This is a genomic window from Geodermatophilus sp. SYSU D00814 (assembly GCF_054050055.1).
The window spans coordinates 281,292-305,649 of sequence record NZ_JBJGYP010000001.1 but is presented as its reverse complement, the minus strand read 5'-3'; the positions used below and the strand labels follow the sequence as shown (position 1 = coordinate 305,649).

20 protein-coding genes are annotated in these 24,358 nt (G+C 77.1%); 11 read left to right on the top strand and 9 right to left on the bottom strand.

The features are described from left to right. Nucleotides 1-8: 8 nt before the first annotated feature. Complete coding sequence (locus tag ACI780_RS01420; protein ID WP_457000491.1) at nucleotides 9-761, bottom strand: hypothetical protein; 753 nt, start codon at nucleotides 759-761, stop codon at nucleotides 9-11. Between the two features lie 34 nt (nucleotides 762-795). After that, nucleotides 796-1,899 (bottom strand): DegT/DnrJ/EryC1/StrS family aminotransferase, encoded by a 1,104-nt coding sequence (locus ACI780_RS01415; protein WP_457000490.1) that lies wholly within the window; start codon nucleotides 1,897-1,899, stop codon nucleotides 796-798. A gap of 226 nt (nucleotides 1,900-2,125) precedes the next feature. Here ACI780_RS01415 and ACI780_RS01410 point away from each other — a divergent pair, with 226 nt between their 5' ends. Then, nucleotides 2,126-3,037: a WxcM-like domain-containing protein gene (locus ACI780_RS01410; RefSeq protein ID WP_457000489.1), complete on the top strand. Its 912-nt coding sequence runs from the start codon at nucleotides 2,126-2,128 to the stop codon at nucleotides 3,035-3,037. Between the two features lie 24 nt (nucleotides 3,038-3,061). Here the strand turns inward: ACI780_RS01410 and ACI780_RS01405 are convergent, their stop codons facing one another. Beyond that, nucleotides 3,062-3,523 (bottom strand): gamma-glutamylcyclotransferase family protein, encoded by a 462-nt coding sequence (locus tag ACI780_RS01405; RefSeq protein ID WP_456871040.1) that lies wholly within the window; start codon nucleotides 3,521-3,523, stop codon nucleotides 3,062-3,064. A 110-nt stretch (nucleotides 3,524-3,633) separates the two neighbouring features. On the opposite strand from ACI780_RS01405, the gene ACI780_RS01400 reads away from it, so the two are divergent. From ACI780_RS01400 to ACI780_RS01390, 3 genes are all read left to right on the top strand, one after another. Continuing rightward, complete coding sequence (locus ACI780_RS01400; protein ID WP_456871039.1) at nucleotides 3,634-5,040, top strand: NAD(P)H-quinone dehydrogenase; 1,407 nt, start codon at nucleotides 3,634-3,636, stop codon at nucleotides 5,038-5,040. Nucleotides 5,041-5,144: 104 nt separating this feature from the next. Continuing rightward, nucleotides 5,145-6,854: a reprolysin-like metallopeptidase gene (locus ACI780_RS01395; protein WP_457000488.1), complete on the top strand. Its 1,710-nt coding sequence runs from the start codon at nucleotides 5,145-5,147 to the stop codon at nucleotides 6,852-6,854. A 91-nt stretch (nucleotides 6,855-6,945) separates the two neighbouring features. Continuing rightward, nucleotides 6,946-9,594 carry a hypothetical protein gene (locus ACI780_RS01390; RefSeq protein WP_457000487.1) on the top strand — a complete coding sequence of 883 codons (2,649 nt, stop codon included), beginning with the start codon at nucleotides 6,946-6,948 and terminating at the stop codon, nucleotides 9,592-9,594. Nucleotides 9,595-9,603: 9 nt separating this feature from the next. Here ACI780_RS01390 and ACI780_RS01385 read toward each other — a convergent pair whose 3' ends face one another. The 4 genes from ACI780_RS01385 to ACI780_RS01370 form a co-directional block, all read right to left on the bottom strand. Then, nucleotides 9,604-11,367, bottom strand: coding sequence for an acetyl/propionyl/methylcrotonyl-CoA carboxylase subunit alpha (locus ACI780_RS01385; protein ID WP_457000486.1), 1,764 nt, complete (start codon nucleotides 11,365-11,367; stop codon nucleotides 9,604-9,606). 77 nt (nucleotides 11,368-11,444) lie between these two features. Continuing rightward, nucleotides 11,445-12,047, bottom strand: coding sequence for a Maf family protein (locus tag ACI780_RS01380; protein ID WP_456871035.1), 603 nt, complete (start codon nucleotides 12,045-12,047; stop codon nucleotides 11,445-11,447). Next, entirely contained in the window at nucleotides 12,044-12,256 is a 213-nt protein-coding gene (locus ACI780_RS01375; RefSeq protein WP_456871034.1) for an acyl-CoA carboxylase subunit epsilon, read from the bottom strand. The genes ACI780_RS01380 and ACI780_RS01375 overlap by 4 nt, the downstream gene beginning before the upstream one ends. Beyond that, entirely contained in the window at nucleotides 12,253-13,881 is a 1,629-nt protein-coding gene (locus tag ACI780_RS01370; RefSeq protein ID WP_456871033.1) for an acyl-CoA carboxylase subunit beta, read from the bottom strand. Before ACI780_RS01370 ends, ACI780_RS01375 begins: the two co-directional genes overlap by 4 nt. Before the next feature lie 19 nt (nucleotides 13,882-13,900). On the opposite strand from ACI780_RS01370, the gene ACI780_RS01365 reads away from it, so the two are divergent. From ACI780_RS01365 to ACI780_RS01335, 7 genes are all read left to right on the top strand, one after another. Further along, nucleotides 13,901-14,740 (top strand): biotin--[acetyl-CoA-carboxylase] ligase, encoded by an 840-nt coding sequence (locus tag ACI780_RS01365; protein ID WP_457000485.1) that lies wholly within the window; start codon nucleotides 13,901-13,903, stop codon nucleotides 14,738-14,740. A gap of 31 nt (nucleotides 14,741-14,771) precedes the next feature. Beyond that, the gene (locus ACI780_RS01360) at nucleotides 14,772-15,428 is read left to right on the top strand and encodes a PH domain-containing protein (RefSeq protein ID WP_456871031.1); all 657 of its coding nucleotides are present in this window, start codon (nucleotides 14,772-14,774) and stop codon (nucleotides 15,426-15,428) included. 141 nt (nucleotides 15,429-15,569) lie between these two features. After that, on the top strand, nucleotides 15,570-16,988 hold the full coding sequence (locus tag ACI780_RS01355; RefSeq protein ID WP_456871030.1) for an acyltransferase family protein: 1,419 nt from the start codon (nucleotides 15,570-15,572) through the stop codon (nucleotides 16,986-16,988). Nucleotides 16,989-17,066: 78 nt separating this feature from the next. After that, nucleotides 17,067-18,215 (top strand): exonuclease SbcCD subunit D, encoded by a 1,149-nt coding sequence (locus ACI780_RS01350; RefSeq protein WP_456871029.1) that lies wholly within the window; start codon nucleotides 17,067-17,069, stop codon nucleotides 18,213-18,215. Next, on the top strand, nucleotides 18,212-21,178 hold the full coding sequence (locus ACI780_RS01345) for an AAA family ATPase (RefSeq protein ID WP_457000484.1): 2,967 nt from the start codon (nucleotides 18,212-18,214) through the stop codon (nucleotides 21,176-21,178). Before ACI780_RS01350 ends, ACI780_RS01345 begins: the two co-directional genes overlap by 4 nt. Before the next feature lie 131 nt (nucleotides 21,179-21,309). Further along, nucleotides 21,310-22,899 (top strand): methyltransferase domain-containing protein, encoded by a 1,590-nt coding sequence (locus ACI780_RS01340; protein WP_457000483.1) that lies wholly within the window; start codon nucleotides 21,310-21,312, stop codon nucleotides 22,897-22,899. Beyond that, a complete protein-coding gene (locus tag ACI780_RS01335) occupies nucleotides 22,899-23,195 on the top strand; it encodes a hypothetical protein (RefSeq protein ID WP_456871026.1) in 297 nt (98 codons plus the stop codon). Before ACI780_RS01340 ends, ACI780_RS01335 begins: the two co-directional genes overlap by 1 nt. A gap of 14 nt (nucleotides 23,196-23,209) precedes the next feature. On the opposite strand, the gene ACI780_RS01330 is transcribed toward ACI780_RS01335, so the two are convergent. Together ACI780_RS01330 and ACI780_RS01325 are read right to left on the bottom strand one after the other, a co-directional pair. Next, nucleotides 23,210-23,695 carry a hypothetical protein gene (locus tag ACI780_RS01330; RefSeq protein ID WP_456871025.1) on the bottom strand — a complete coding sequence of 162 codons (486 nt, stop codon included), beginning with the start codon at nucleotides 23,693-23,695 and terminating at the stop codon, nucleotides 23,210-23,212. A gap of 97 nt (nucleotides 23,696-23,792) precedes the next feature. Next, nucleotides 23,793-24,299, bottom strand: a complete 507-nt coding sequence (locus ACI780_RS01325; RefSeq protein ID WP_456871024.1) for a GtrA family protein — start codon at nucleotides 24,297-24,299, stop codon at nucleotides 23,793-23,795. Nucleotides 24,300-24,358: the final 59 nt, after the last annotated feature.

Here is a 24,358-nt window from a genome sequence, read left to right as displayed (position 1 = left end):
GGGCGGTGTCAGGCGCCGGCGCGGCCGAACTCGGCGATCCACCCCCGGACGACGTCCTCGGGGTAGCCGCGGTGGAAGTGCCGCCGCCACGGGTAGGCCGGGCCCGAGCCGTCGCCCAGCGGAATCCGCTCGACCTCGCCGCGGACCCTGCCCGGGACGCCGGCGCAGACCGTCCCGGCGGGCACGTCCTCGCGGACCAGCGCGTGCGCGGCGACCAGCGACCCCTCGCCGACCCGCACGCCGGGCAGCACCACCGCGGAGGTGGCGACGACGGCGAAGCGCTCGAGCGTGGCGCCGGCGTGGAACCCGTCGCTGGGCGGGTGCGGGTCGTTGGTGAGGACGACGTAGGGGAACACCCAGACGAACTCCCCGAGCGTCGAGCCGCGGCCGAGGTGGACGTTGGAGTGCAGGCGGACGTGCCTGCCCAGGCGGGTGTCGCCCTGCAGGTCGCACAGCGTGCCGATCCGCAGGTCCTGGGCGGCCTCGACGCCCTCGCGGACGGTGACCCGGTGCCCGGTCTGCAGGCCCGGCCCGAACGTGGAGCCGGCGTAGAGGACGCTGTGCGACCGCACCAGCGAGCCCGCGCCGATCCGCAGCGGCCCCGCGTCGCCGCCGGCGGCGGGGTGGCCGAGCTCGCAGTGCGAGCCGACGACGGTGCCCGCGCCGAGCTCGACGCCGGCGTGGACGATCGTGAACGGGCCGACCTGCACGCCGTCGCCGAGGCGGGCCTGCGGGTCGACCAGGGCGGTCGGGTGGATCACGCGTGCTCCTCGTCGGTCCGTGCCGGGCGGCGGGTCACAGCAACCGCAGGGCGTCGCACACCCGGTCGACCTCGGCGTCGGTCAGCTCGGCGAAGCAGGGCAGGGTCAGCACCTGCCCGGCCGCCCGCTCGGTGACCGGCAGGGACACCCCGCCGGTCGTGCCCGCCAGCACCGGCTGGCGGTGGTCGGGCAACGGGTAGTGCACGTCGGTGCGGATCCCCGCCGCGGCCAGGGCGGCGCGGTCGGCGTCCCGGTGCGGCGTCGTCATGACCGCCAGGTGGCCGACGTAGGCGGGGGAGGCGGCGTCGGGGCCGTGCACCATCCGCCGCGGGCCCTCGCCGAGCACCTCCGCGTAGCGGGCCACGACCTCGCGCCGACGGGCGTTCCACCCGGCCAGGTGGGGGAGCCGGACCCGCAGCACGGCCGCCTGCAGCTCGTCGAGCCGGCTGTTGCGCCCGTGCGGCAGCGCGGCGGTGTACTTCGCGCTCCAGCCGTACTGGCGCAGGCTGCGCAGCCGGGCGGCGAGGTCCGCGTCGCCGGTGGTCACCGCGCCGCCGTCGCCGAGCGCGCCGAGGTTCTTGGTGGGGAAGAAGCTGAAGGCCGCGGCGTCGGCCAGCGACCCGGCCGGGCCGTCGGCCCCGACGGCGCCCGCGGCCTGCGCGCAGTCCTCCACCAGCGCGACGCCCGCCGACCGGCACAGCTCCCGCAGCGGGCCGACGTCGGCGAGCCGGCCGTAGAGGTGGGTGACGACGACGGCGCGGGTGCGGGCGGTGAGCACCGGCTCGACCGTGGCAGCCGTCAGCAGCAGCGTCGCGGGGTCGACGTCGGCGAAGCGGGGCACCAGCCCGGCCTTCAGCGCCGCCGTCGTGGTGTACATGCCGGCGTCGGCGGCGGTGACCACCTCGTCGCCCGGCCGGCAGCCGACGCCGAGCAGCGCGAGCTCCAGCGCGTCGGTGCCGTTGCCGACGCCCACGCAGTGCCCGGCGCCCACGGCCGCGGCGAACTCCCGCTCGAACGCGTCGTGCTGCGGGCCCAGGACGAACCACCCGCTCGACAGGACGTCGTCGACGGCCGACCGGAGCGCGGGTGCCAGGGCCGCGACGCCGCGGCCGAGGTCGTTGAGCGGCACCCCACCCATGCGCGTCCTCCTCCTGTCCGCCGGCCGGTCGAGGCGCCGACGCTAGGCGCTGGCCGGCCGCGGGCGGCGTGACGGACGCGGAGTGCCGGGGCGGTTGTGCGGGGTGTGTCGCACGAGCCGGGCGGGAGAGGCGCGTCCCCCGGGCCCGCGCTCCGGCCGCGCCTAGTGTCCGGGCGGTCCCGGTCCGTGACCGGACCGGCTGCACCCCCGACGCCCTGGAGACCCGATGTCCTTCACCGTCCACCCCGCCGGTCTGTGCGAGAGCCCGCACGTGGGTGCGGGGACCCGGGTGGCGGCCTTCGCGCACGTCCACGCCGGTGCCCGCGTCGGCGCCGGCTGCGCCGTGGGCGGCCACGCGGTGGTCGCCGACGACGCCGTCGTCGGCGACCGGGTGACGCTGGGCAGCGGCGTGCGGGTCGGCGACGGCGTCCGCCTGGCCGACGACGTGTCCGTGGGCGCCAACGCGGTGCTCGCGGGGGACGAGCCGGGCGCCGCGGAGACCGCGGTCGGTCCCGGCGCCTCCGTCGGCGCCGGGGCGACGGTGGTCCGGGGCGTGCGGATCGGCCGGCGCGCCCGCGTCGCCCCCGGCACCGTGGTCACCCGCGACGTCCCCCCCAACGCCGTCGTGGAGGGCAACCCCGCCCGCATCGTCGGGTACGTCGACGCCGGTCCCGACGTCCCGGACGCGGGGGAGGTGCGCATCGGCGCGCTGCCGGCCAGCCGGGTGCCGGGGGTGCACGTCCTGCGGATCACCCGCGCCGACGACCTGCGGGGCAGCCTCGTCGCGGCCGACTTCGACCAGGACCTGCCGTTCGTCCCGCGCCGGTTCTTCACCGTCTTCGGCGTCCCGTCCTCCGACGTCCGCGGGGCGCACGCGCACCGCCGCTGCCACCAGCTGCTGGTGTGCGTCCAGGGCAGCATCAACGCGGTCGTGGACAACGGCGCGCAGCGGCAGGAGTTCGTGCTCGACCGGCCCGACGTCGGCCTGCACATGGAGCCGATGACCTGGGGCACGCAGTACCGCTACTCCGCCGACGCCGTCCTGCTGGTCCTCGCCTCGGACCCCTACGACCCCGACGACTACATCCGCGACCACGACGAGTTCCTCGCCGAGGTCGGCCAGCCCGCGCCGGCCTGACCCCGCGCCAGGGGCGGCCGCGCGTCAGGGACCGGTGGAGCGGCAGTCGCGGGCGCGCAGCTCGGCGAGGTAGTCGGCCGGTGCGCCGGCGGCCTCGGCGGCGTCGGCGATCGCGCCCAGGTGCCGCGCCGAGGGCAGCCCGCCCTCGAACGCGTCGAGGGCGTAGACGTAGGCGACGACGTCGCCGCCGAGGGTGTGCACCCGCAGGTTCAGCTTGCGGTAGAGGCCGCGGTCGGCGCCCTCCCACGCGTCGAGCTCCCGCTCGTCGGCCGGGGTGAGGTCGTACAGCGCGACGAAGACGCCGGGCGCGTCGGGGTCGTCGGCCGGGACCAGGGTGGCCAGGGCGCCGTCCCAGCCGTACTCCTCGGCGCCGAAGGTCAGCCGCCAGCCGCGGATCCAGCCGGTGCCCACGTGCGGGGACGACGGGCAGCGGCGCAGCATCTGCTCGGGGTCCATGTTGGACCCGTACGCGGCGTAGAGACCCATCGCCGCCCGAGCCTACGGGCGGTGTGTCCCGCGCGACCCGTGAGCCTGCCGACGAGTGCCGCGCGGGCTGGGACGATGGGTGCGCACCCGTCCCCGACGCAGGAGACCCCATGACCCGCATCGTCATCATCGGCGGCGGCCCGGCCGGCTACGAGGCCGCGCTGGTGGCTGCCTCGCTCGGCGCGCAGGTCACCGTCGTCGAACGCGACGGCCTCGGCGGGGCCAGCGTGCTCTCCGACTGCGTGCCGTCGAAGACCCTCATCGCCGCCGCCGGCACGGTGACCTCGGTCCGCGACTCCACGGTCCTCGGCCTGCGCGGCGCCGACCTCGCCACCGTCGGCCTCGACCTCGCCACCGTCAACGCGCGGGTCAAGGGGCTGGCCGTCGCCCAGTCGGCCGACATCCGCGACCGGCTGGTGTCCGAGGGCGTCCGCGTGGTCGCCGGGCAGGCCCGGCTCGCCGACGCCGCCCGCGGCCTGGTCGAGCACCGGGTCGAGGTCTGCGGCCGCGACGGCGCGGTCGCCGAGACCCTCGAGTGCGACGTCGTCCTCATCGCCACCGGCGCCGACCCCCGCGTGCTGCCCGGCAGCGAGCCCGACGGCGAGCGGATCCTCGACTGGCGGCAGCTCTACGACCTCGCCGAGATGCCCGAGCACCTGGTGGTCGTCGGCTCCGGCGTCACCGGCGCGGAGTTCGCCTCCAGCTACCTCGAGGCCGGGGTCCCGGTCACGCTGGTCTCCTCCCGCGACCAGGTGCTGCCCGGCGAGGACGCCGACGCCGCCGACGTCATCGCCGAGGTCTTCCAGGCCCGCGGCGGGCGGATCGCCGAGCGCGGCCGGGCCGCCAGCGTCACCCGCACCGAGAAGGGCGTGCTGGTCGAGCTCACCGACGGGCGCACCGTCGAGGGCTCGCACGCGCTGATGACCGTGGGCACGGTGCCCAACACCGCCGGGCTGAACCTGGACGCGTGCGGCGTGGAACTGCGCGAGTCCGGCCACGTCGTCGTCGACCGGGTCTCGCGCACCAACGTGCCCGGGATCTACGCCGCCGGCGACGTCACCGGCGTCTTCCAGCTGGCCAGCGTCGCGGCGATGCAGGGCCGCATCGCCATGTGGCACGCCCTCGGCGAGGCCGTGCACCCGATCCGGCTCAAGACCGTGTCGGCCAACGTCTTCACCCACCCCGAGATCGCCACGGTCGGCGTGCAGGAGAAGACCCTGCCCGAGGGGCACGACCTCGACGTCGTCTCGCTGCCGCTGGCCACCAACGCGCGGGCGAAGATGAGCGACCTGCACGCCGGCTTCGTCAAGCTCTTCGCCCGCAGGGCCACCGGCGTCGTCGTCGGCGGGGTCGTCGTGGCGCCGGGCGCCAGCGAGCTGATCCTGCCGATCACCCTCGCGGTGACCAAGGGCCTGACCGTCAGCGACCTGGCGCAGACCTTCGCCATCTACCCCTCGCTGTCGGGCTCGATCACCGAGGCCGGCCGGAGGCTGATGGGGGCCGACGCGCTGGCGTGACACCCGGGGCGCGTGGGGCGCCCGGGACGGGACGCGTGTGACGGCTGGCGCGGGCGGGGCCGCGATGGTGCGCACGGGACACCGGCCCGCCGATGCCGGGAGGGATGCGCCCCTCCCGAGTCCTGTCGCGGTCCCTGGCCCTGGCCGGTGCCGTCCTCGCCCTGTGCGCCGGCCCCGGTGCGGTGGCGCAGGCCGACGACGGCGGCGCGACCACCGTCGTCGGCGAGCTGGTGCGGGCCTGGCCGGAGACCTCCGCCGAGGGCCGGCACGCGGGGGAGGCCCACGAGCAGCCGCTGACCTTCGTCGAGGGCAGCGACGGGTCCTCGGTGCGCGTCCCGGCCGGTGCCGTGACGGGCATCGGCGACGGCGCGACCGTCGAGGTCACCGTCGGCGGCACCACCGAGGACGAGGCCGGCGAGGACGGCTACGAGCCGGCCCACGAGGTCCTCGGCACCCAGGTGCTCGAACCGGCGCGACCGGTCCCGACCGTGCCGGCCGGCTCGGTCACCAACCAGGTCACCGTGGTGATGGTCGCCCCGGCCGGCGGCACCCCCGACGGCACCGAGCTGGCCGACGTCGTCGACACCGTCAACGGCGAGGTCGCCGACTTCTGGTCGGAGGAGACCGGCGGCGCGGTCACCGTCGGCGTCACCGCCGCGCACGACTGGATCACCACCGCGGCCGGCTGCACCGACCCCACGGCCCTGTGGGACGAGGCCGCCGCCGCCGCCGGCTTCGAGCCCGGACCGGGCCGGCACCTGCTGCTCTACGTCACCAGCCGGCCGAGGGACCTGCCCGGCTGCTCCTACGCCCTCGGCCAGGTCGGCACCGGGACGGCGTCGGGCGGGCGGCTCTACGTCCGCGACGACCTCGCCTCGGTCATCGCCCACGAGCTGGGCCACAACTTCGGCCTGGGCCACTCCAGCGGCCTGCAGTGCGACACCGCCGTCGAGGCCGCCGCCGGCAGCTGCCGCACCGCCGCCTACCGCGACTTCTACGACGTCATGGGCGTCTCCTGGGACCGCATCGGCACCCTCACCGCCGCCCAGGCCGCCCGGCTCGGCGTGCTGCCCGCCGCGGCCACCCAGACCGCCGGGCCCGGCACGACGACGGCGACCCTCGCCCCGCTCGGCGGCGGCACCGGCACCCGCGCGCTCCGGCTCCCCGACGGCGCCGGCACCGACTACTGGCTGGAGTACCGCACCGCCGTCGGCCGCGACGAGTGGCTGGCCTCCGACAACCGCTACCGGCTCGACAGCGGCGTCCTGCTGCACCGCTCCGGCGGTTTCCCCGACACCTCGCTGCTGCTCGACGGCAGCCCCTCGGCCGCCGCGCGCTGGGACGACGACCTGCAGAGCGCGCTCGTCCCGGGCGTGCCGGTCGTGGTCGCCGGCGGCCGGTTCACCGTCACCGTCGACGCGCTCACCCCGGGCGGTGCCGCCGTGACCGTGGTCCGCGCGACCGAGGCGCCCGCCCCGGCGCCCGCCGCGACCGCCGCGCCGGCGCCGGCGGAGCTGCCCGCCGGCGGGACGCCGTCCCCGGTCCCCGCGCTGCGCCCGGCGGCCACCGGTGCGTCGCCGGCCGGGACGACCGCGCCCGAGGCCGCTGCCGCACCGTCCGCCGTCCCCCCGGCTCCGGTCGACGTCCCCGCGGCGGCTCCCACCGTGCCCGCCGCGGCGCCGGTGGAGGCCGCGGCGGCCCGGTCGGCCGGCAGCGCCTGGGCCACCTCGGCGCTGGCCGCCGGCGGGGTCCTCGGCGCGGGCGGCGCGGTGCTCGTCGGCCGCCGGCTGCGGGCGCGGTCGCCCCGGGGCTGAGGAGTCCCTCCGGGGAGGGGTCCAGTTCCGGCGCGTCCGCGCCGATGCAGAGGCGAGCGCCGCCCACCGACGCCCTGACCTGGAGTAGCTCGTGCCCCTCGCCCCCCGTCCGCTCGCGGCGGCGGTCCTCGCCGCCGTAACCGTCCCGCTGCTGGTGGCCGCCCCGGCCGCGGCCGAGGAGCCGGCCTCGGGCGACACCGTCGTCGGCGAGCTCGTCCGGGGCTACGCGGACCCGGCCCCCGTCGGTGTCGCGGCCGCCGTCCACGACGACGGTGCGCTGCTGAGCTGGGTGCGGTCCGACGGCGGCGAGGCCGTGCGCGTGCCGGCCGAGGACGTCGAGGGCGTCGCGGCCGGGTCCACGCTCGAGGTGACGCTCGGCGAGCCGGTCGCGGACGAGGCGGCGGCCGACGGCCTCGAGCCGGCGCTCGACGTGCTGGCCGCCGAGGTCGTCAGCGCCCCCCCGGGGCCGGTGACGGCTCCCGCCGCGGGCACCGTCAACCACCGGGTGACCGTCGTGATGCTGCAGCCCGCGGGGGCGGTCCGGGACGCCACCACGCTGGCCCAGGTCCGGGCGGTGGTGGACGGTCCCGTCGCCGACTTCTGGGCGGAGCAGACCGACGGGGCGGTCCGGTTCGGCACGGTCGCCGGGTTCGACTGGCCGGCGCAGCCGTCGGCGCTCGACTGCTCCGACCCCTTCGCCCTGTGGGAGGAGGCGGCCACCCGCGCCGGGTGGGCCGGGCAGCCGGACGAGCACCTGCTCGTCTACGTGCCCGCAGGCTCTCCCGGGTGCGCCTACGGGCTGGGGACCGTCGGCGGTGACGGGCTCGGCGGGCTGGCCTACGTCCAGGCCGCGGCCACCTCGGTCGTGGCGCACGAGTTCGGCCACAACCTCGGTCTCGGTCACGCCTCGCACCTGCGGTGCCCCGGCTCGGTGGACGCCGGCTCCTGCTCGGTGCGCCCCTACCACGACCTGTACGACGTGATGGGGGTCTCCTGGGAGCAGGTCGGCTCCCTCGGCGCCCCGCACGCGGCCCTGCTCGGGGTGCTGCCGCCGGCGGTGGCCCCGGTGCTGACCTCCGGCGCGCCCGCCACGGAGTTCTCGCTCGCGCCCGTGGGCGCGCGGACCGGCACGCGCGCGGTCGCGCTCGCCGACGACGACGGCGACGTGTACTGGCTGGAGTACCGGACCGCGACAGGCCGGGACGGCTGGCTCGGGACCGCGGCCAACCGGCCCGGGCTCGAGACCGGCGTCCTGCTCCGGCTGGGCGGCGGCGCCGAGGACGCCGACACCTCCTACCTGCTCGACGGCACGCCGCCGGAGGACGGGTCGCTGTCGGACGGCACCCGGACCGCGCTGCCCGTCGGGCAGCCGGTCACCATCGCCGGAGGGCACTTCCGCATCACCGTCGGGAGCCTGACGGCGGGCGCGGCCACCGTCAGCGTCGTGCCCGTCCGCGACAGCCCGATCAGTCGCGCGTGGGCCGCCTCCGGTGGGGCGGACGGTCCCCTGGGCGCCCCCTCCTCCGACGAGCGGTGCGACCTCCCCGGCGGCGGCTGCACCCAGCGCTTCGCGGGGGGCACGCTCTACTGGTCCGCGGGCACGGGGGTCCACCGGCTGCGCGGCGCGATCCTGTCCCGGTACGAGGCGCTGGGCGGTCCGGCGTCGCTGGGCTACCCGACCAGCGACGACACCCCCGACCGGGTCGCCGGCGTCTGGTACGCCACGTTCCAGCGGGGGGACGTCGTCTGGTCGCAGGCCACGGGGGCCCACGACGTCCGCGGGGCGATCCTGCAGCGCTGGATCGCCACGGGCGCCTCCGGCGGTGGCCTCGGCCTGCCGGTGAGCGGCGACACCGCCATCCCCGGCGGGTACGTGGTGCACTTCCAGCGCGGGTCGGTCTGGTGGTCGCCCTCGACCGGCGCCCACGACGTGCGCGGCGCCATCAACGAGAAGTACCGGGCCACGGGCGGACCGTCCTACATGGGCTTCCCGGTGCGCGACGACAGCCCCGACCGGGTGCCGGGCGTCTGGTACTCCAACTTCCAGCAGGGCGACATCGTGTGGTCGGCCGGCACCGGTGCCCAGGTGGTGCGCGGGGCGATCCTGCAGCGCTGGATCGCGACGGGTGCCTCGGGCGGGGGCCTGGGGCTGCCGACCAGCAGCGACGCCGCAATCCCCGGCGGGTACGTGGTGCACTTCCAGCGCGGGTCGGTCTGGTGGTCGCCCTCGACCGGCGCGCACGACGTGCGCGGCGCGATCAACGAGAAGTACCGGGCCACGGGCGGACCGTCCTACATGGGCTTCCCGGTGCGCGACGACAGCCCCGACCGGGTGCCGGGCGTCTGGTACTCCAACTTCCAGCAGGGCGACATCGTGTGGTCGGCCGGCACCGGTGCCCAGGTGGTGCGCGGGGCGATCCTGCAGCGCTTCGTCGCCACGGGCGGCTCCGGCGGGCTGCTCGGCCTGCCCGTCACCAGCGACGCCGTCGCGCCCGGGGGTGCGGGCTACCTCGTGGCCTTCCAGCGCGGGACGGTCTACTGGTCGCCGGCCACCGGCGCCCGCCACGTGCTCGACGCCCACGACACCGCCTACCGCGCCGAGGGCTTGACCGCCTCGTGGCTGGGCTACCCGGTGGGCGACACCACCGCCGTGTCGGGCAGCGGCCGGCGCACGGACTTCCGCTACGGCACGATCCGCACCGACGCGGGCGGGCGGGTCACGGTGACCCGCACGAGCTGAGGACGGGCCCTACTCCGCGTCGGCGATGGTGCAGAGGACGGCGCCGCTGGTGACGGTGGCGCCGACCTCGGCCGACAGCCCGCTGACCGTGCCGGCCCTGTGGGCGTTGATCGGCTGCTCCATCTTCATCGCCTCGAGGACGACGACGAGGTCGCCCTCGGCGACGGTGTCCCCGTCGGCGACGGCGACCTTGACGATCGTGCCCTGCATCGGCGAGGTGAGGCTGTCACCGGAGGCCGCCGAACCGCCGTGACCGGAGCCCCGCTTGCGCGGCCGGGCCCCACCGGAGGCGGCCGGGGCCGGCCCGCCGCCGGCCGCCAGGCCCGCGGGCAGCGACACCTCCAGACGCCGGCCGCCGACCTCGACGACGACGGTCTGCCGCGGCTCGTCCTCGCCACCCTCGGCCGGGGCGGCGGAGTACGGCGGCACCTGGTTGTCCCACTCGGTCTCGATCCAGCGGGTGTGCACGCGGAACGGCTCGCTGGTGAACGCCTCGTCGCGGACCACGGCGCGGTGGAACGGGACCACCGTCGGCATGCCCTCGACGACGAGCTCGTCCAGGGCGCGGCGGGCGCGCTGCAGCGCCTCGGTGCGGCTGGCGCCGGTGACGACGAGCTTGGCCAGCATCGAGTCGAACGCGCCGGCCACCTCGCCGCCGGTCTCGACGCCGGAGTCCCAGCGCACGCCGGGGCCCTGCGGGATCTCCAGCCGGGTGACCGGGCCGGGCGCGGGCATGAAGTTGCGCCCGGCGTCCTCGGCGTTGATCCGGAACTCGATGCTGTGCCCCCGCGGGGTGGGGTCCTCGGTGACCTCCAGCGGCAGGCCGTCGGCGATGCGGAACTGCTGGCGGACCAGGTCGATGCCGCTGGTCTCCTCGCTGACCGGGTGCTCGACCTGCAGGCGGGTGTTGACCTCGAGGAAGGAGATCGAGCCGTCGGCGCCCACGAGGTACTCCACCGTGCCGGCGCCGTGGTAGCCGGCCTCCCGGCAGATCGCCTTGGCCGAGGAGTGGATGCGGGCGCGCTGCTCGTCGGTGAGGAACGGCGCGGGAGCCTCCTCCACCAGCTTCTGGTTGCGGCGCTGCAGCGAGCAGTCGCGGGTGCCGACGACGACGACGTTGCCGTGGGTGTCGGCGAGCACCTGCGCCTCGACGTGCCGCGGCTTGTCCAGGAACCGCTCGACGAAGCACTCGCCACGGCCGAAGGCGGCCACGGCCTCGCGGACGGCGGAGTCGAACAGCTCCGGGATCTCCTCCTCGGTGCGGGCCACCTTCAGCCCGCGCCCGCCGCCGCCGAACGCGGCCTTGATGGCCACCGGCAGGCCGTGCTCGCGGGCGAAGGCGAGCACCTCGTCGGCCCCGCCGACCGGGTCCTCGGTGCCCGGGACGAGGGGCGCCCCGACCTTCATCGCGATGTGCCGGGCGGCCACCTTGTCGCCGAGGGAGACGATGGCCTGCGGGGAGGGGCCGATCCAGGTCAGCCCGGCGTCGATGACGGCCTGGGCGAAGTCGGCGTTCTCCGACAGGAAGCCGTAGCCGGGGTGCACCGCGTCCGCGCCCGACCGCTTCGCCGCGTCGAGGACCTTGTCGATGACCAGGTAGGAGTCCCCGGGCGTCGTCCCGCCCAGGGCGAAGGCCTCGTCGGCGGCGCGCACGTGCAGGGCGTCCCGGTCGGGCTCGGCGTAGACCGCGACGCTGGTCAGCCCGGCGTCCCGGCAGGCGCGGGCCACGCGGACGGCGATCTCGCCGCGGTTGGCGATCAGGACCTTCTGCACCGGGCTCTCCCTCGTTGGTGGACCGGTCGGGACTGTAGTCAGGACGCCCGGGGCCGCTCCCGGGCGGGAGGAGCGGCTCAGCGCCGCCAGAGGGCGGTGATGGTCAGCCCCCGGCGGGAGAGCTGCTCGCGCAGCGCGGCCAGCGACAGCCCGACGACCGACGCCGGGTCGCCCTCCACGCGGCGCACGAACGGCGCACCCAGCCCGTCGAGGGTGAAGGCGCCGGCGACGGCGAGCGGCTCGCCGGAGTCGAGGTAGGCGTCCAGCTCCTCGGAGCTGGGGGAGGCGAAGTGCACGACGGTGGAGGTGACGACGACGTCGCGGCCCTCGACCCGCCCGTCGCGCACGTCGAGCAGCGCCTGCCCGGTGTGCAGCACGCCCGAGCGCCCGGCCATGCGCCGCCACCGGTCGCGGGCCTCCTGCGCGTCGGCCGGCTTGCCCATGGCCTCGCCGCGGAACTCCAGCAGGGAGTCCGCGCCGATGACCAGCGCGTCGTCGACCCGGCCGGCGACGACGGCGGCCTTCGCCGCGGCCAGCAGCGCCACCTGCTCGCCGACGCGCGGGGCGGTCACCGTGGACTCGTCCAGGTCGCTGACCACCACCTCGGGAGCGAGCCCCGCCTGGCGCAGCAGCCCCAGCCGGGCCGGCGAGGCGGAGGCCAGCACCAGCCTGCGGCTCATCCCGGCCGTCCCGCGGCGCGCCAGCCACCGGGGCCGGGCCGCAGGACCGGCCGGTGCAGGCCGGCGGGCGAGGCCCACGCCCCGACCGGGACGGGCCGGCGGCGCGGCCGCTCTCGCCCGGAGAGCGCGGCGACGACGACGGTCAGCGCGGCGAGCTCCTCGGCGGTGGGCTCGCCCCGGACGACCCGCAGCAACGGCTGCTCGCTCACAACGGGATGTTCCCGTGCTTCTTCGGCGGCAGCGTCTCCCGCTTGTTGGCCAGCAGCCGCAGCGCCTTGGTCACCTGCACGCGGGTGTGCGACGGCAGGATCACCTGGTCGACGAAGCCGCGGTCGGCCGCGATGTAGGGCGAGAGCAGCGCGTCCTCGTACTCGGTGATCAGCTCGGCGCGGCGGGCGTCGGGGTCGTCGGCGTCGGCGAGCTCGCGCCGGTAGAGGATGTTCACCGCCCCCTGCGCGCCCATGACCGCCACCTGCGCCGTCGGCCAGGCCAGGTTGAGGTCGGCGCCGAGGTGCTTGGAGCCCATGACGTCGTAGGCGCCGCCGTAGGCCTTGCGCGTGATGACGGTGACCTTGGGGACGGTGGCCTCGGCGTAGGCGTAGATGAGCTTGGCGCCGCGGCGGATGATCCCCTCCCACTCCTGCGACGTCCCGGGGAGGAAGCCCGGGACGTCGACGAAGGTGAGCACCGGGACGTTGAACGCGTCGCAGGTGCGCACGAACCGCGCGGCCTTCTCGCTGGCGTCGATGTCCAGCGTGCCGGCGAACTGGGTGGGCTGGTTGGCCACGACGCCGACCGGCCGCCCCTCGACCCGGCCGAAGCCGACCAGGATGTTGGGCGCGAACAGCGCCTGCACCTCGAGGAACTCGCCGTCGTCGAGGACGTGCTCGATGACGGTGTGCATGTCGTAGGGCGTGTTCGGCGAGTCCGGGACGAACGTGTCGAGCTCGAGGTCGGCGTCGGTGACCGCGTCGGGGAGGGTGACGTCGACCGGGGCGACGTCGACGGCCGGCAGCGGGTCGAGGTTGTTGCTCGGCAGGTAGGACAGCAGCGCCTTGACGTAGTCCAGCGCGTCGGCCTCGTCCTCGGCCAGGTAGTGCGCCACCCCGGACTTGGTGTTGTGGGTGCGGGCACCGCCGAGCTCCTCGAGCGTGACGTCCTCGCCGGTCACCGTCTTCACGACGTCGGGGCCGGTGATGAACATCTGGCTGGTCTGGTCGACCATGACGACGAAGTCGGTGAGCGCGGGGGAGTAGACGTGCCCGCCGGCCGCGGCGCCCATCACCAGGGAGATCTGCGGGACGACGCCGGAGGCGTGCACGTTGCGCCGGAAGATCTCGCCGTAGAGGCCGAGGGAGACCACGCCCTCCTGGATGCGCGCGCCGCCGCCCTCGTTGATCCCGATGACCGGGCAGCCGTTGCGGACGGCCAGGTCGAGGACCTTGACGATCTTCTCGCCGTAGACCTCGCCGAGGCTGCCGCCGAAGACGGTCACGTCCTGCGAGAAGACGCAGACCGGCCGGCCGTCGACCGTGCCGAACCCGGTGACGACGCCGTCGCCGAAGGGCCGCCTGGCGTCCATGCCGAAGGCGGTGGAGCGGTGCCGGGCGAACTCGTCGAGCTCGGTGAACGACCCCGGGTCCAGCAGCGCCTCGATGCGCTCGCGGGCGGTCATCTTCCCGGCCGCGTGCTGCTTCTCGACGGCGCGCTGGGAGCCCGCGTGGGTGGCCTCCTCGACCCGCCGCCCGAAGTCGGCCAGCTTGCCGGCGGTCGTGTGGACGTCGACGCCGCCCGGGACGGACTCCCCGGCGCTCTCGAGCTCAGCCGCAGTCACGGGGCCGTAGCGTAGGGGAGTGCCCGACGCGCCCTCTGCCCGCTGGTCGGAGCTGGACCGCCCGCCGCTGGACCCGGTGGCCCTGCAGGCCGCCCTCGTCCGCGACAGCCGGCTGTGGCGCTCGCTGGAGGTGGCCGAGGAGGTCGGCTCGACCAACGCCGTCCTCGCCGCGCGGGCGGCCGACGACGCCCCCGAGGGCGCCGTCCTCGTCGCCGAGCACCAGGCCGCCGGGCGCGGCCGGCTCGACCGCACCTGGGTGTCCCCGCCCCGCGCCGGGCTGACCGTCTCGGTGCTGCTGCGCCCCGACGTCCCGGCCGCCCGGCGCGCCTGGCTGCCGCTGCTCACCGGGGTCGCCCTGGCCGAGGCCGTCGGCGAGGTCTGCGGCGTCCGCACGTCGCTGAAGTGGCCCAACGACCTGCTCGCCGCCGACGGCGCCAAGCTCGCCGGCATCCTCGCCGAGGCCACCGGCGCCGCCGTCGTCGTGGGCACCGGGCTCAACGTCACCACCCGCCGCGAGGAGCTGCCGCCCACCGGGACGTCGCTGGCGGTGGTCCTCGGCGCACCGGTCGACCGCGGCCCGCTGCTGCTGGCCTACCTGCGCGGGCTGGAACGCCGCTACCTCGCCTGGACCGCCGCGCTCGGCGACCCCGTCGCCAGCGGCCTGGCCGGCGACTACCTCGCCTGGTCCTCCACGGTCGGCGCCGAGGTCACCGTCACGCTGCCCGACGGGGCGGACCTCGCCGGCACGGTCACCGCCGTCGACTGGGACGGCCGCCTGGTGCTGCAGACCGCCGGCGGCACCGTGGAGCTGGCCAGCGGCGACGTGCAGCACGTGCGGACACGCCCGCGGGGAGCCTGACGCCCCGCCTCCGCTCGGTCATCCTGGCGGCGTGCCCTACCCCGACAAGCTGCTCGCCGACGACGAGGAGGTCGTCGCCCACCTGCACCCGCACTGGACGACGCTGTTCTGGCCGGTCGTCCGTTTCCTGCTGGTCGTCGGCGCCGCCTCCTACCTGGCCGCGCTGGTCCCGGCCGGCCGGCAGCAGGGCGTGCTGCGGATGGTGCTGCTCGCCGTCGCGCTGGTCGTGCTCGCCGTCGCCGTCGTCCGGCCGGTGCTGCGCTGGCGCACCACCCACGTCGTGCTGACCACGCACCGGGTGCTGGTCCGGGAGGGCGTGCTGACCCGGCGGGGCCGCGACGTCGCGCTCTCCCGGGTCACCGACGTCTCCTGCCGCAGGACGCTGTGGCAGCGGGTCGTGCGCTCGGGCACCGTCACGGTGGAGTCCGCGGGGAACGGGCCGGCGCTGGTGCTGCGCCGGCTGCCCGACAGCGACGGGGTGCAGGCGCTGCTCGCCCAGCTCGTCGACGACGCGGACCCGTTCGACGCGGACCCGTTCGACGGCGCCGTGGCGGACGGGGACCCGTGGGACGACGACCCGTGGGACGGCGACCCGTCCGACGACGACGGCGCGGACGGGAGCCGGACGGGCCGCCGGTCCCGCCGGTCCTCGCGGCGGGCCGGCCGGTCCGACGTCTCGCGGTACTGACCCGTCTGCTTGTCGACACCTGCCGGACCGGCGCCGGTTCTTCGTCGTGTCGTCGACTCAACGTGACTGCTCCCTCCACCTACCGTGATCGGGCCGTGACATCGGACCGGTCCCTCCCAGGGACAGGACGGGGGAGCTCCCATGCACTCGACGCAGCGACCGACCCGGCGTGCGGAGATCCGCGCGCTCACCGGTCTGCGCCTCGTGGCCGCCCTCTGGGTCGTCGCCTACCACCTGGGCACGGGACTGCAGTCCTCGGTGGGTGCGGCCGTCGAGCCGCTGATGCCGGTCGTGCGGGCCGGCTGGCTGGGTGTGGACCTGTTCTTCGTGCTCAGCGGTTTCGTCATGGCGCTGACGTACCTCGACACGATGGGACCGCGCTTCGGCTGGCGGCGGTCGGGGGTCTTCCTCTGGGCGCGCCTGGCCCGGGTGTGGCCGCTGTGGGTGCTGCTGACCCTGCTGTTCAGCGGGTGGCTGCTGATCAGCGACCGCGGCCTGGCCGGCCCGCCCGGACACCAGCGGGTGGTCGAGCCGCTGGCGCTGCTCGAGCAGCTGTTCATGGTGCAGATGTGGCACCGCGACGAGGTCTGGGGCTCCACCTTCGTCCTCGCCGGCTGGTCGCTGTCGGTGGAGCTGCTCGCCTACGTCTGCTTCCCGCTCCTGGTGCTCGTGCTCTGGCGGCTGCGGCGGCTGCCCGTGACGCTGCTGGCCGCCGGCTCGGTCGCGGCCATGCTCCCGCTCGCGTACCTCGCCTACCGCACCGGCGTCGAGCCCGAGGCGCTGCCGTGGACGCTGCGGATCGCCGGTGCCTTCGTCAGCGGCGGCCTGGTGTGCCTGGCCGTGCGGCGGCTGGAGGGCTCGGCGGCCGCGCTGCGCTGGAGCCCGCTGGTCGCCGCCCTCGCCGTCGCCCACGTCGTCTTCGTCTGCCTGTGGGCCGCCACCCGCGCCCAGCACCAGCCCGGCCACTACGCCGGCGTCGCCACGCTGCTGTTCCCCGTCCTCGTCGGCGCGCTGGCCCTCGCTCCGCGCGGGCTGGCCACCCTGCTGTCCGGCGACACCGCGGTGCTCGGCGGGCGCATCTCCTTCGCGCTCTACCTGGTGCACGGCTGCGTCTTCGAGATCGCCGACGACGTCGCCCACTGGGTCCGGCCGCTCAACCCCGGCACGCCGCTGTGGGCGCTGGTGCAGCCCGGCCTGGTGCTCGCCTCGCTGCTGCTCGCCTGGGTGCTCTTCCGGTTCGTCGAGGAGCCGGCCCGCCGCTGGATGCGCCGGGTCGGGCCCTCCTCCCGCCGGCCGGCCGAGGGCGACCGGCCGGCCGCCGTGGCGGGCACCGGAGCCGGCACCGGGACGGGCGCCACGGGGAGCCCCGTGACGGGCGCCGGGGGCGGCACCGTGGCCCTCCCGCTGCAGCGTCCCGTGGCCCGGCCGGTGGCGGCACCGCCGCATCCGCACCGGCGCCCCGCGACGGCGCCGCGGCCGGCCGCCGTCCGCGCCGCGGCGGTCGCCGCCCGCGACCTGCGCCCGCCGCTCGCCGACCGCCGGTCGGCCGTGGGCGGCTGACCCCGCGGCCGGGTGTGACCGAACGGTCACGGCGAGCCTGGCCGGTTCTGTCGGCCCCCCGACCTACCTTGCGCAGCCATGCGGCTGCTGCACACCTCCGACTGGCACATCGGGCGGTCGCTGCACGGCGCCGACCTGCTCGCCGAGCAGGAGGCGGTGCTCTCCGGCCTGGCCCGCGTCGTCGCCGCCGAGCGGGTCGACGCGGTCGTGGTCGCCGGTGACGTCTACGACCGCGCGGTGCCCTCGGCCGACGCGACGGCGGTGCTCGACCGCGTCCTCACCCGGCTGCGGGCGGCCGGGGCCACGGTGGTCCTCACCCCGGGCAACCACGACTCCGCGCGCCGGCTGAACTTCGCCGCCGGCCTGCTCGCGGCCTCGGGCGTGCACGTGCGCGCCACCGTGGCCGGCCTCGACGAGCCGGTGCTGCTCACCGACGCGCACGGCGACGTCGCCGTCTACGGGCTGCCGTACCTGGAGCCGGAGATCGCCCGGCACGAGATGGGGGTGCGGGACGCGCGCAGCCACGAGGGCGTCCTGCGGGCGGCGATGGAACGCGTGCGCGCCGACCTGTTCCTGCGCCCGGGCACCCGCTCGGTGGTGCTGGCACACGCCTTCGTCGGCGGCGGGGTGGCCAGCGACAGCGAGCGCGACATCTGCGTCGGCGGCGTCGACCTGGTGCCGGCGTCGGTGTTCGACGGCGTCGACTACGTGGCGCTGGGCCACCTGCACCGGCCGCAGTCGCTGTCGGAGCGGATGCGCTACAGCGGCTCGCCGCTGCCCTACTCCTTCGGCGAGGCCGGGCAGGACAAGCAGGCCTGGCTGGTCGACCTCGACGCCGGCGGGCTGGCCGGCGTCCGGGCGGTCCCGCTGCCGCTGCCCCGGGCGCTGACGGTGCTCACCGGCACCCTCGAGGAGCTGCTGGCCGACCCGGCGCTCGCCGCGGCCGAGGAGGACTTCGTCTCCGCGCGGCTCACCGACGCCGTCCGCCCGGCCGACCCGATGCGCCGGCTGCGCGCCCGCTTCGGCCACTGCGTGCACCTGGAGTGGTCCGGCGGCGGGCCCACCGACGGGCGCAGCTACCAGGAGCGACTGCGCGGGCGCGGCGACCTCGACGTCGCCGGGGAGTTCGTCGGGCACGTCCGCGGCGGGGTGGGCGCCACCGCCGCCGAGCGCGCCCTGCTGGCCCGCGCGCTGGGCGCCGCCGCCCGCGAGGAGCTCGCCCGGTGAGGCTGCACGCCCTCACCCTCACCGCCTTCGGGCCCTTCGCCGGCACCGAGACCGTCGACGTCGACGACGTCGCCCGCGACGGGCTCTTCCTGCTGTGGGGTCCGACCGGGGCGGGCAAGACCACGCTGCTCGACGCGGTCGTCTTCGCCCTCTACGGCGTCGTGCCCGGCGCCCGCGGGGAGGCCCGCCGGCTGCGCAGCGACCACGCCGACCCCGCCGCCCGCACCGAGGTCAGCTGCGAGCTCACCCTGGCCGGCGAGCGGCTGCTCGTGCAGCGCCGCCCCGAGCAGACCCGGCCGAAGAAGCGCGGCGCCGGCGAGACCACCGAGCAGGCCCGGCTGCTGGTGCAGCGCTGGACCGGCGAGGCGTGGGCGCCGGTCAGCACCCGCATCGACGAGGGCTCGGAGTACCTGCGGGTGCGGCTGGGCCTGTCGGCCGAGCAGTTCTGCCAGGTGGTGCTGCTGCCGCAGGGCGACTTCGCCCGGTTCCTGCGGGCCGAGCCCGAGGAGCGGGCCAAGCTGCTGCGCACGCTGTTCGACGTCGACCGCTTCGCCCGCGCGGAGGAGTGGCTGGCCGGCGAGCGCCGGGCCGCCGAGGAGGCGCTGCGCGCCGACCGGCACCGGGTCAGCACGCTGCTGCACCGGGTGGCCCAGATCGCCGACACCGAGGTGCCCGAGGAGCTCGCCCCCGAGCTGGTCGGCGCGCGCCCGGGGGCCTCGGTCGGCGCCTGGGTGCAGCAGGTCCGCACCCGGGCGGGGGAGCGGCTGACCGCCGCGCGGGCCGCCGCGGGCGACGCCGCCGCGCAGAGCGCCCGGGCCGACGCCGGGCTCGCCGCCGCCCGCGCGCTGGCCGACCGGCACACCCGGCGCGACCGCGCCCGCGCCGGCCTCGAGGAGCTCACCGCGCGCGAGGCGGAGCTGGCGCCGCTGCGGGCCCGCGCCGACGCCGGCCGCCGCGCGGAGGTGCTCCGCGACGTGCTGGAGACCGCCGGCCACACCGCCGGGGCCGCCGCAGGGGCGGCCGCGGCCCGCGCGACCGCCGAGGCCGCCTGGGCCGCCGCCGGCGCCGCTGCCGGCCGCGAGGCCACGGCGGAGACGGCGCGGGAGCTGCGCGACACCGCCGCGCAGGCCCGCGCCCTGCTGCCCGACGCCCGCCGCGCCCGCGAGCGCGCAGCCGACGCCGTCGCGCTGGCCCGGGAGGTGCAGCGGCTGACCGTCGCCTGCGCCGACGGGGCGCGCGCGGCCGAGGAGGAGCCGGCGCGGGTGACCGCGGCCCAGGCCCGCCTCGACGCCGCGCAGGCCGCCGCCGCGCGACTGCCCGGCCTGGCCGCCGCGGAGGAGGCCGCCCGCACCGCGCTGGACGCCGCCACGCGCGCCGCCGCGCTGGCCGGCCGGCTCGACCGCGCCCGCACCGACGCCGACACCGCCCGGCTGGCCTGGCTGCAGAGCCGGGAGCGGCTGGTCGAGGTGCGCACCGCGCGGCTCGACGGCATGGCCGCCGAGCTGGCCGCGGGGCTGCGCGAGGGCGCCGACTGCCCGGTGTGCGGTTCGGCCGAGCACCCGCGCCCCGCCGTCCCGGCCGGTGCGGCGGTCACCGCCGACGACGAGGAGCGGGCCCGCGCCGCCGTCGACGCCGCCGACGAGCGCCGCACCGCGGCCGCCGCCGTGGTGGAGCGGCAGGAGCGCGAGCTCGCCGTGCTGCGCGCCCGGGCCGGCGACGGGCCGGCCGAGGAGCTGGCCGCGCGCGCCGCGGCCACCCGGGCCGAGCTGCAGGAGGTGTCGGCGCTGGCCGGGGGCGTCGAGGCCGCCCGCCGCGCGCTGGCCGCGGCCGAGCAGCGCCGGGACGCGACGGTCGCGGCGCTGGCCGCCGACCGGGAGGCGCTGCAGCGGCGCACCGCCGAGCAGGCCGCCGCCGACCGTGCCGCCGCCGAGGCCGCCGCCCGGGTCGACGCCGCCCGGGGGGAGGACGCCGACCTGCCCACCCGCATCGACCGGCTGACCGCGGCCGCGCAGCGCTGCGAGGCCGTCGTCGCCGCGGCAGCCGAGGAGGAACGCGCCCGGGACGCCGCCGCCGCCGCGCGCACCGCGGCCGGGGAGCGCGCCGCGGCGGCCGGGTTCGCCGACGCGGCCGCCGCCCGCGCCGCGCTGCTGCCCGCCGGCGAGCTCGCCGCCCTCGACCGGCGGCTGCACGAGCACGACGCCGCCCGCTCGGTGCTCGCCGCCACGCTCGCCGACCCCGAGCTGGCCGACCTCGGCGAGCGGCCCGACGTCGCGGCCCTCGAGGAGCGCTGCGCCGCGGTCACCGCCCGCCGCGAGGAGGCGGTGACCGCCCTCGACCAGGCCCGCCGCTGCGCCGCCGCGCTCGACGCGCTGGCCGGCGACGTCCTGGGCGCGGAGGAGGAACTCGCCGAGCGCCGGGCCCGCGCCGACCAGGTCGGCGGGCTGGCCGACCTCGTGGGTGGCCGCGGCGCCAACACGCTGCGGATGCGGCTGCAGTCGTTCGTGCTGGCCGCCCGGCTCGAGCAGGTGGCCGAGGTGGCCAGCCGCCGGCTGCAGGAGATGTCGCGGGGGCGCTACACCTTCCTGCACAGCGACGCCCTGGGCCGGCACGGCGCCCGCGGCGGCCTGGGCCTCGACGTGCTCGACGAGTACACCGGCACCCGGCGGCCCACCAAGACCCTCTCCGGCGGGGAGAGCTTCATGGCCTCCCTCGCGCTGGCGCTGGGTCTCGCCGACGTCGTCACGGCCGAGGCCGGCGGGGTGCAGATGGACACGCTCTTCGTCGACGAGGGCTTCGGCACCCTCGACGCCCAGGCGCTCGACGCGGTGATGACCGTGCTCGACGAGCTGCGCCGCGGCGGGCGCACGGTGGGCGTGATCAGCCACCTGGAGGAGCTGCGCACCCGCATCCCCACGCGGCTGGAGGTGGTGGCCGGGCGGTCCGGCTCGCGCCTGGCTTCCTGACCGCTGAGGGGCACCCTGCCGAGAGGGGCCGCGTGGGACGACGGGGACGGGCGGGGGACGTGGGACCACCCGGCCGGTGAGTCGAGACTCAGGTACCCGTGGTACCTGACCGGCCACCTAGCGTCACTGTCATGTCCCTCCCCGGAGTCGAGCCCGAGCGCCCGGCCGGCGTCCGGGCGGACGCCTCGGGTCTGGCCCTGACCCCGCACGGGCCGGAGTGCCTGCCCGCGGTGGTCGAGGTCCTGCTCGAGGGCTACCGGACGGTGTCCTTCCGCACCGACGCCGGGACCCGCCGCGACGACGGCAGCGTCGGGTTCGCCTGGCCCCCGGCGCTCGCCGAGCGCCTCTCGGGGCGGGCCGCGATCGTGGTCCGGGACGCCGCCCGCAAGGACGTCCTCGCCTCCGGCGAGACCCGCTTCGGCACCGACCCCGCCCGGCTGGACCTGCGCGACGGGCAGCGACGCTGGCTGTCGGTCAACAAGTGGGGGCGCCTCGCCCCCGGCTTCGACGGCATCGACCCGGCGGCGCGCCGGGCCCTGCAGGACCGCCTGCTCGACCGCCTCGACGCCGTGCGCGGGGTGCTCGAGGAGGCCGGGCTGCAGCCGTTCGTCTGCTACGGGACCCTGCTCGGCGCCGTGCGCGACGGGGACCTCATCCCGCACGACGACGACGCCGACCTCGCCTACGTGTCCCGCCACGACCACCCCGCCGACGTCGTCCGGGAGAACCTCGAGCTCGAGCGGCTGCTGCGCGACCGCGGGTACCCCGTGGTCCGCCACAGCGGTGGCCACCTGCAACTGGTCTTCGACGACGGGGACGGCGGCCAGGACCACTACCTCGACGTCTTCACGGCGTTCGAGGTCGGGGACCGGACCTACCTCTGCTTCCAGGTCGGCGCGGACGGCCTGGACCTCCGGACGCTGTCCGAGGTCACCCTCCGCGGGCGGCGCCAGCCCGCTCCGGCGGCCGCCGAGCAGCTGCTGGCCGAGACCTACGGGCCGGGCTGGCGCACGCCGGACCCGTCGTTCACCTTCACCACTCCGCACGCCGTGCGGTCGCGACTACGGACATGGATCGGGGAGTTCAACATGGGCCGCGAGTACTGGCAGGACTTCTACTCCAGCACCGACGTCGGCCGGGTCCCGGCCGCGGAGTCGGACTTCGCCCGATGGGTCGACGAGCGGCTGCCCGCCGGCGCCGCCGTGCTGGACGTGGGCACCGGCACCGCCCGCGACGCCCGCTTCTTCGCCCGGTCCGGGCGCACCGTGCACGCGGTCGACTACTCCGCGGCCGCGGTCGAGCGGGGCCGGGCCCTGGCCGCCGCCGAGGGCTGGGACGCGGGCTTCGAGGTCGTCAACCTCGCCGACCTGCACCAGGTCGGCGGCCTGGCCGCGGGCCTCGACCCCTCCGCCGGCTGGCACCTGTACGCCCGCTTCCTCGTGCACGCCATCGACGACGAGGCGCGCGCCAACCTGTGGTTCCTCGCCTCGGCCGTCGCCCGCCGCGGCGGTGAGTGCTGGTTCGAGTTCCGCACGAACCGCGACGAGCAGGCCGAGCACGTGTTCGGCGAGCACTTCCGGCGCTATCTCGACCCCGCGCAGGTGGTCATCGAGGCCAAGGAGCGCGACCTGCAGGTGCTCGACGGGGTCGAGGGCCGGGGTCTGGCCGTGTACGGCGACGAGGACCCGTGGGTCGCCCGGCTGCGCCTGGGAGCGGTGTGATGCCGGCCCGCAGGCTCGCCGGCGCGGTGCTGCGCCGGGTCGCTCCCCGCACGGTGCGCGCCCTCGAGGCGGTGCCCGTCCTCGAGCGGCGGCTCGGTGAGAGCGAGGCCGCGCTCGCCGAGCTCCGCGAGCAGCTCGCGGTGCGCTCCCAGCAGGTCGAGGACCTGCAGCGGTGGCGGGGCGAGGCCGAGGCGGGTCTGGACGAGTCGCGCCGGCTGTCGCTGCGCGTGGCCCAGATGACCGACCTGGTGTTCGACCGGCTGCTGACCTCCGCGGGCGACGCCGCCGGGCGGTGAGCCCCGCCGGGGAGTCAGCTCCCCGTGGCGTCGGGGCGCAGGCCCGGTGCCAGCTCGCCGATGCGCTGCAGCAGGCGGTCGAGCGGTTCGCCGCACAGCGCGGTGATCCGGTCGATCGTCCGCGTCAGGTCGGCGACGTCGAGCGGGTGCTCGGCCACCCCGGCGTTCGACCAGACCGGCCGCATGCCGCCGGGTCCGTCGAGGGCGTCCTCCCACACGGTGTGCACCACGGCGGTGCGCACCGCGTAGAGCTTCCGCACCTGGTGGGTCCACTCCAGGACGTCGTCGTTGAGCCGCCGGTCGCGCACCCGCAGCGGCATGAGGTTGCGGATGAGGCGCACCAGCGCGTCGAGCTCCAGCGGCAGCAGGTAGGGCGCGCTGACCCCGTCGGTGCCCGACAGCGCCAGGGCGAGCCGGGAGACCGCCCGCTCCGCCGTCGCCGCCGCCGCGACCAGCCGGCCGACGGTGGCGTCCCACGGGGGTGCCTGCACCGCCGTCACGCCGCGGCTCCCGCCGTTCGGGGGAGCCGCCGGTGCGGACGTGTGGGGAGCGGTGCGCGCACGCCGCCAGTCTGCCGGGCCGGGGTGCCGCCGCCGGTCAGCGGGTGAGCACCCCGACGCCCGCGTCGTCGGCCACCGGCGACGGCGCCGCCGGGAACACCCACGCACGGTAGGCGACGAAGCGGATCACCGTGCCGACCACGATCGAGAGGACGTTGGTGGCCAGCAGCACCACCGAGCTGTCCTGGCCGAGGCCGTGGTGCACCAGCGCGACGATCCCCAGGCCGATCAGGAGGGTCACCGCGTTGACCGCCGCGAAGGCCAGGTACTCGCGGCGCAGCCCCGTCCGGGCCCGCGCGGAGAACGACCACCAGCGGTGACCGGCGAACGCCGTCGACGTGGACACCACGGTCGAGACCAGCTTGGCGACCACCGCGTCGGCGCCGGCACCGGCGTACACCGCCTGGAACACCGCGAGGTCGACCACGAAGGAGACCGCGCCCACGACGCCGAACGCCGACAGCTCGCGCACCAGGACCCGCCAGGAGCCGCGCACCCGGTCGGCGAGCGCACCCCGCCCAGGTCCTGCCCCCGCCGCCGGCACGGCGACGATCGTACGGGCCCGGGCGTGCTGCCCGGCGATCGGCGCGGGGGGCGGGATAC